We start from the raw sequence: 6,539 nt of genomic DNA, 5'->3' as shown, positions 1-6,539 counted from the left end.
TCTGGTGAGAATAGGATCATGGACACACCTGTAACCATACCGAACACAGAAGTTAAGCATGAATCCGCTGATGGTACTTGGCTGGAGACGGCCTGGGAGAGTAAGTTATCGCCAGTTTAGAAAAAGGGGGATGAAAGATCCCTCAAATAATCTTAGGTAGCTCAATGGTGGAGCACCCGGCTGTTAACCGGTAGGTTGTGGGTTCGAGTCCCACCCTGAGAGCCAGAAAAAATATGCCGGGGTGGCGGAACTGGCAGACGCACAGGACTTAAAATCCTGCGGTGGTTAAACACCGTATCGGTTCGATTCCGATTCTCGGCACCACAAAAATATGTAGCCGGGTATAGATGACGCGGGATGGAGCAGTTTGGTAGCTCGTCGGGCTCATAACCCGAAGGCCGAAGGTTCAAATCCTTCTCCCGCTACCATAAAAATTTATAAGGCCCTGTGGTCAAGCGGTTAAGACACCACCCTTTCACGGTGGTATCCCGGGTTCGATTCCCGGCAGGGTCACCAATATGGACGCATAGCTCAGTTGGGAGAGCATCTGCCTTACAAGCAGGGGGTCATAGGTTCGAGCCCTATTGTGTCCACCAAAGTGGCCTGGTAGTTCAGCTGGTTAGAATGCTAGCCTGTCACGCTAGAGGTCGAGGGTTCGAGTCCCTTCCAGGTCGCCATTTTAATCAAACTTCATCAACATATTAATATTTTAACTAGAATAACGTGCTGGTGTAGTGACGATCCTAACCCAATATGTAAAACAAATTGATGATAGGTCGGGATGCTCGTAAGGGCGAGAGTGTTTGAGCTTTTAAAAGCTTATTTATTAAACTACATTAACAATGAATAAGTTTAACTAGTAAATGTGCTGGTGTAGCTCAATTGGTAGAGCAACTGACTTGTAATCAGTAGGTTAGGGGTTCAAGTCCTCCCACCAGCTCCATTTAAACTTAATAAAATATTTTACTTTATGCGGATGTGGCTCAGTGGTAGAGCATCGCCTTGCCAAGGCGAGGGTCGCGAGTTCGAATCTCGTCATCCGCTCCATTTTTTTATTATTTTGTATCCTTAGCTCAGCTGGATAGAGCGTCTGGCTACGGACCAGAAACGATTTAAGATAATCTATGTAAAACACATAATTTCAACTATATAATATTTTCCTAGCAGACCGTATGAAATACAGGTTAAATACAAGTTATTTATCATTCATATGGTCTGTATTTTTATTTATTAAATTAAATAATATATAGATAAAAACTAATAGGAGGGTTAAAAATGTTAATAGGTAGAAATGGTTTTATGTTAGATGAGTATCAAGAAAGATTTCTTAAATTAAAAAAATTAGAACAAGTTAGAGAAGTAACAATCAAAAATTATATTTCATATTTTTCAAGAATTGATAGTAAAATTAACCAAAGATTAAATTATGAAGATGAAGATATTTTATGCAATCAAATATTAGATTTTTTTACAGCAATAGGATTTTACAAGCCAACATCATATAATTTAATGATAAAATATAGCAACAGTTATTTTAACTACTTAATTAGAACTAAAGTAATTAATAGCAATCCAATAAAAACAATTGGAATTAAAACAAGAAGAGAAGAGTTCAATCCAAACCCATGCAATACAAAAGATTTAAAACAATTGCTATCAGGAATAGATGTTAGAACTTATGCTGGGCTTAGAGACTATTCAATGATACTCTTAATAGCTGATACTGGAATAAGACCCAATGAAGCTTGCAAATTACTAGTTGATGACTTAGTTTTCCCAGAAAACCTAATATATATTAGAGAGGAAATATCAAAAACATCAAAAGAAAGAGTTTTGCCAACATCAACTAAGGTTATGATATATTTAAAAGCATTATTAAGATACAATATAAGTAGCCCTTATGTGTTTAATACAATCAAAGGTGAACAATTTACAACAGATAGATTTAGAAGGCGTTTAGCTCGATATAGTGATTATACTGGAGTCGACATAACACCATATCAATTGAGGCACTACTTTGGAACAGAATATGCTCGCAATGAGGGATGTAATTTATTATATTTACAAAAGATATTAGGACATTCAAAACTTGAAATGACTAGAAGATATGTTAAAATAGAAACAGAAGATTTAGCTAGAAATCATAAAGTAGCATCACCAATAGATAAACTAGACTAAAAGGAGAAAACAACAATGTGTTTATTTATTTTACTGTTCCTTGTTTTTGCTGGTTTAGGACTTGCAAAACATTTTATATTTGGAGCTGTAGCATTTTTAATATTGTTAATATATATTACGATACAGGCAATAAAGGAAGGAAATCAAAAGGAGAAAGAAGCTGATGAATTAAGGCGAGAACAATTGGAATATTATAAAAATAAAAATAAAGAAAACTAAAAACAAAAATAGGGGAGGGTATCAACCCTCCCTTGATTTATTTCTGATTATTAAATCTATTAAATTCAGCTACAATAGACTCAATCATCATATCTAAATCTTTTCTTTCACACTTAATTCCTTTTCCATTTAGTGTTTTTGTTACATAATCTAAAGCTTCAGATTTCTTTTGCTTACCATCCCAGCCATTCACATATCCAAGTTGCTCTACAGCCTTTACAGCTATTCTGACATAATCTAAAACTTTATTAACATTATTTTTGCCATATTTAGACATACAATAACTTAATATTGCAACAGCACCAGCAGAAATAATGACTGCAACAGCTTGAGCAATATCCGTATAATTAAATTCCATTATAAATTTCACCACTTTCTTATCTAACGTTCAAAATAGTATCATATTTGAGTTTGCAATATTTACTAAACTTATCTTATGAAATAAATATTAAAACCCAAAAAAGATACCAAAATGAAAGCGTTTTTATAAAACAATTTTATAAATTACAATAAAATGTCACAAATATGATATTGTATCTGTGACAAAAAAATTATACATTTTTAATTCCAATAATCGTATTTAATTTTCTTGAAGTGTGTCTGCCTTTGTTATCTTTATATAACATTTGAGTAGAACCACCACCATCAAGAGCAACAGCACCATCAACACCTAATCTTTTAATATGACCTCTAAATATATTCATAGAACATTCCTTCTTTGTAATTATTAAATAAACATCTCTACCCTTAAATGCAATGGCAGTATGATGAGTATTTCTTAAAATATCAGAAGGAACTTTTTCAACTACAGGGTCATAGTCAGGGATAAGACCAACACCACCAACAGCAAATTTAGCTTTAAGTTTAGATTCATTGATATTATTAATTCTCTCAACTACAATTCTCTCCCCATCATAAATAAAAGTTCCACGTTTAATATTGCTCTTCCAATGATTGACACTAGCATTTTGTCCTATAGGCTTATAATCATTAATTGAAATTCCCCAAGTAGACCTTGACAGTTGTGGGGAGGCAGTATCAAAAAATGTTCCATTGATACCATAAGCACCCACATCTCTCAAAGTTTTACCACCTAATTGCTGAACATAAATGTTATCTATGTCAGTCTTGATTACTTTTAAATTATCAGTTTCAAAATATTCAGTAGTTGATTTTGAAGCTAGCTTATTATTTAGTTTTTTTTTAAAGCCCTAACTATCATAGAATTGACTTCTTCTCTTGTAGCTGTATCTTTAGGTCTTGTGCCATCAGTAATACCTAAATCAATACCTTCTTGCCATTCCTTTTTAGCCCAATCAGAAGGAGTGTTGTTTTTGTTTGTTTCAGTCATATTGTTATTCACCTCATTAGAAATATCATTAAAATTAAACTCACTATCTTTAGATAAATCAATTTTAGCAACTATTGGCTTTTGAATATCTTCCTTGAATTGTTTCCATTTAGACCAATTATTAGATTTCCAACTATCTGGACAAGATTTACCAGTAGCATCATAGTGTCTAATAACACGACTAGCTGGAATTTTAAACTTCACCATTAGATTTTTAGTAAGCTCAACAAGGTTTCTGTATGCTTTTTCTTTGTCAATATCAGAATTAACACAAAGTTCAATTGAAATTGAGTTGGAATTAAAAGCATCAACTATCCTATTAGGATTGTTCTTATATCCCCATTTATCACCAATAGACCATGCAACAAGACTATCACCAATAGTTTGAATGATTTCCTTATCATCAAGATAATAATGAGCAGAGCCATAGCGAGTAGCATTATTTAAATATCTATAGTGCATTTCAGCATTAGCACCCCTACTAGGGTTGCCAGTATCGTGAATTACTATATATTTTATACTGTCATAGCTTCTTTTCTTTCCAATTTGTCTTTTATTTGATATAGGTTTATATCTAAATCTCAAAATACCACCTCATCAAGCATTTAAAATAGTTCTAATTTCTTCTGCTGAAAATGCAGTTATCTCATCTTTTCTTAAATATGATGACAAATCAATATCAACAGCTGTATCTCCAATAAGTTCAAACTTACCATTAACAAATAGATATTCTTTATAAATATTAGTGTCACCTGTGTTTGAATTAACTAAATATAGAGTGTTTTCTTTAGCAGTTTCAGTAGCAGGTAGTTCAGCAACTACTTCTGTTTTAAAGCTACCAATAGTCGCCAAAGCTTCTTTTACAGCTGTATCAAAATCAGCCTTGTTCATGAACTCACTATCATTTACAAGTTCTGATACATTAACAGGAACTTTAATATCAATTTCTTTGTCTTGAATTGGAACATTAACGCCATTCTTTTTAATTTTATTAATAGCATTAACTTCTGCACCTTCTGCTATTTTGTCAATTTTAGCCTTATCAACTGTTGACATTAGTCCATCAGCAGTAGATGTAGCAACAGAATATGGCTGTAAAGTAGCTAACTTTTCTTTTTCAGCTCTTGTATAGTTTTCATCAGTCAAAGATTTTCCAGATTCTTTTTGAACAAATAATTCCTTATTAACTTCTGATAATACTCTTAAACCTTGTTCATCTAAATACTTTCTTTGTTCTGCCATTTTAAATTCCTCCTAAAACAATTTTTCTAATCACATCATCCATAATAGGCTCAAAATTTAAAGCCTTAACAACTTCTTCCAAAGTAAACCCTTTTGGGGTAGTGTAATCAGATTCCTCATTATCAATGACTTGTCCTGATAATAATGACTCTCTGATTTCTAAAGCAAATCTTCCTGTTGTCAAAATATCAAAAGCATTAAAAACTCTAACTTCCAAATCAGCAACACCAAACACAGCTAAAGCTGTTGATTTAAGTACGAAATTTAAAAGTTGTCCACGTTCGCCTTTGACTATTTCACCTTCAATTTTTAAAATCCTTTTATCAGGTCTTCTAAAAATAAGTTCAACCTTATAACCATCAGGAATCTCTACTAATCTTCCACCATCAGTTAGAATTACAGATAAGACAGAAGTGTTTTTATCATATTGAACAGCACCAATAAGAGTAGATGCAGAACGTTTAATATCCAAATCTACCTTAAATATTTTTTTCATAAAACACCTTCCAATAAAGCAGGGTAGGTCAAAAGCCTACCCCAGTTATTTTCCCAATTCATCTACCTTTTTTTCAATTCTAAGAAGTATTTCTCTTATCTCCTCATCATTTTGAGTTGTTTTGATTGCCTCAATGTCGCTCTTCATGTTTAACATAAAATCTTCCATTCTTTCATGATATATCTTTGAATCATTAATAGCATTTGTATTAGATTCAATAACCTTGGTAACCTTTTCTATGGTTTTTGGGGTTTGATACAAATACATACCAGCAATAACCACCAAAACACCAAAGTTAACAATAGGTTGATATAGCTCTAGCATTTTATCACCCTCTTTTTTTTATAAATTAATCAGTAAAATATGTTATCATTACAGCAGCATTGGCACTACCATACATACGAACAGTTCCATCTTTCCTAATTCCTATGTTTGCGTTGCCTGAAACATTAAAACCTATTTCTGGAATACTGCCTGCGTATCTTGCTTTTTCCCAATATAAGCTGGAAGGTAAAAATTTAGAACGCAACATGAAAGAGCTGTCTGCTTGTTCTGGGTCAACATATAAGGATGCTATTTTCCCCATTTTTATACAAACTGCACCTCTGAAAGAGTCGGTCTCCACACTTCCACCTCCACTGTCTTTAAGCTCTCTAGTTCTCTTATCAAAATCTCCAATCCAATCCTCTACATCTCTCATATTTGAAACAGATTGCCAAGAAGAAGCATTAGGGTAACCTTTAGTCTTGCACCTACTGACATTAGACTTATCAGCTTTATTTGATAATGAATCATTTAATATTTTTCCTTGATTAGCTGAAAGAGCGTTAGAAGTAGAAGTAGAAGTTAAAACGTTTTCAACAGTTGTAACAGTATCTGTATATTTAGGGTTAGAGGGAATAGCATCTATTTTGTTTTTGTGTGTATCTGTAAAATCATTAGAACTTAAACTCTTTCCATTTATCTTATCAACTTTATTATTTAATTTACTTCTCAAATCTTTAAAATAAGAAGCTATTTTTAATAGTCCATCTTTATCTAAATAAGCCATTT

At 32.8% G+C, this 6,539-nt stretch carries 9 protein-coding genes, 8 tRNA genes and 1 rRNA gene; 11 read left to right on the top strand and 7 right to left on the bottom strand.

Features of this window, described 5'->3' with window-relative positions; translation table 11 throughout:
- From rrf to KQI68_RS07450, 11 genes are all read left to right on the top strand, one after another.
- Positions 1-117 (top strand): 5S ribosomal RNA (gene rrf / locus KQI68_RS07500).
- 33 nt (positions 118-150) lie between these two features.
- Positions 151-225, top strand: a tRNA-Asn gene (locus KQI68_RS07495).
- Between the two features lie 10 nt (positions 226-235).
- Positions 236-324 (top strand) — tRNA-Leu (locus tag KQI68_RS07490).
- A gap of 27 nt (positions 325-351) precedes the next feature.
- Positions 352-428 (top strand) — tRNA-Met (locus KQI68_RS07485).
- Between the two features lie 13 nt (positions 429-441).
- Positions 442-516: transfer RNA gene (locus KQI68_RS07480), tRNA-Glu, on the top strand.
- 4 nt (positions 517-520) lie between these two features.
- Positions 521-596, top strand: a tRNA-Val gene (locus KQI68_RS07475).
- 4 nt (positions 597-600) lie between these two features.
- A tRNA-Asp gene (locus tag KQI68_RS07470) sits at positions 601-677 on the top strand.
- Between the two features lie 190 nt (positions 678-867).
- Positions 868-943 (top strand) — tRNA-Thr (locus KQI68_RS07465).
- Between the two features lie 29 nt (positions 944-972).
- Positions 973-1,047 (top strand) — tRNA-Gly (locus KQI68_RS07460).
- Positions 1,048-1,275: 228 nt separating this feature from the next.
- Complete coding sequence (locus KQI68_RS07455; RefSeq protein WP_216549510.1) at positions 1,276-2,178, top strand: tyrosine-type recombinase/integrase; 903 nt, start codon at positions 1,276-1,278, stop codon at positions 2,176-2,178.
- 15 nt (positions 2,179-2,193) lie between these two features.
- On the top strand, positions 2,194-2,397 hold the full coding sequence (locus KQI68_RS07450) for a hypothetical protein (RefSeq protein WP_216549509.1): 204 nt from the start codon (positions 2,194-2,196) through the stop codon (positions 2,395-2,397).
- A gap of 37 nt (positions 2,398-2,434) precedes the next feature.
- Here KQI68_RS07450 and KQI68_RS07445 read toward each other — a convergent pair whose 3' ends face one another.
- From KQI68_RS07445 to KQI68_RS07415, 7 genes are all read right to left on the bottom strand, one after another.
- Positions 2,435-2,755, bottom strand: a complete 321-nt coding sequence (locus KQI68_RS07445) for a phage holin, LLH family (RefSeq protein WP_216549508.1) — start codon at positions 2,753-2,755, stop codon at positions 2,435-2,437.
- A gap of 193 nt (positions 2,756-2,948) precedes the next feature.
- Positions 2,949-3,470: a phosphodiester glycosidase family protein gene (locus KQI68_RS07440; RefSeq protein ID WP_343221686.1), complete on the bottom strand. Its 522-nt coding sequence runs from the start codon at positions 3,468-3,470 to the stop codon at positions 2,949-2,951.
- A 119-nt stretch (positions 3,471-3,589) separates the two neighbouring features.
- On the bottom strand, positions 3,590-4,333 hold the full coding sequence (locus tag KQI68_RS07435; protein WP_216549506.1) for a peptidoglycan recognition protein family protein: 744 nt from the start codon (positions 4,331-4,333) through the stop codon (positions 3,590-3,592).
- Between the two features lie 12 nt (positions 4,334-4,345).
- Positions 4,346-4,990 carry a hypothetical protein gene (locus KQI68_RS07430; protein ID WP_216549505.1) on the bottom strand — a complete coding sequence of 215 codons (645 nt, stop codon included), beginning with the start codon at positions 4,988-4,990 and terminating at the stop codon, positions 4,346-4,348.
- A 1-nt stretch (position 4,991) separates the two neighbouring features.
- A complete protein-coding gene (locus KQI68_RS07425) occupies positions 4,992-5,486 on the bottom strand; it encodes a BppU family phage baseplate upper protein (protein ID WP_216549504.1) in 495 nt (164 codons plus the stop codon).
- Positions 5,487-5,531: 45 nt separating this feature from the next.
- A complete protein-coding gene (locus tag KQI68_RS07420; protein ID WP_216549503.1) occupies positions 5,532-5,810 on the bottom strand; it encodes a hypothetical protein in 279 nt (92 codons plus the stop codon).
- Between the two features lie 25 nt (positions 5,811-5,835).
- Complete coding sequence (locus KQI68_RS07415) at positions 5,836-6,537, bottom strand: hypothetical protein (RefSeq protein ID WP_216549502.1); 702 nt, start codon at positions 6,535-6,537, stop codon at positions 5,836-5,838.
- Between the last annotated feature and the right edge of the window lie 2 nt (positions 6,538-6,539).

This window comes from Peptoniphilus ovalis, assembly GCF_018919265.1.
In the GTDB taxonomy this organism is placed as follows: domain Bacteria; phylum Bacillota; class Clostridia; order Tissierellales; family Peptoniphilaceae; genus Peptoniphilus_A; species Peptoniphilus_A ovalis.
The sequence above is the reverse complement of the archived record's forward strand: the minus strand, read 5'-3'. Positions and strand labels throughout refer to the sequence as shown.

Coding starts and splice junctions, on each gene's coding strand:
- KQI68_RS07455 (WP_216549510.1), top strand. CDS start 1,276: ATGTTAATAGGTAGAAATGGTTTTATGTTAGATGAGTATCAAGAAAGA.
- KQI68_RS07450 (WP_216549509.1), top strand. CDS start 2,194: ATGTGTTTATTTATTTTACTGTTCCTTGTTTTTGCTGGTTTAGGACTT.
- KQI68_RS07445 (WP_216549508.1), bottom strand. CDS start 2,755: ATGGAATTTAATTATACGGATATTGCTCAAGCTGTTGCAGTCATTATT.
- KQI68_RS07430 (WP_216549505.1), bottom strand. CDS start 4,990: ATGGCAGAACAAAGAAAGTATTTAGATGAACAAGGTTTAAGAGTATTA.
- KQI68_RS07425 (WP_216549504.1), bottom strand. CDS start 5,486: ATGAAAAAAATATTTAAGGTAGATTTGGATATTAAACGTTCTGCATCT.
- KQI68_RS07420 (WP_216549503.1), bottom strand. CDS start 5,810: ATGCTAGAGCTATATCAACCTATTGTTAACTTTGGTGTTTTGGTGGTT.
- KQI68_RS07415 (WP_216549502.1), bottom strand. CDS start 6,537: ATGGCTTATTTAGATAAAGATGGACTATTAAAAATAGCTTCTTATTTT.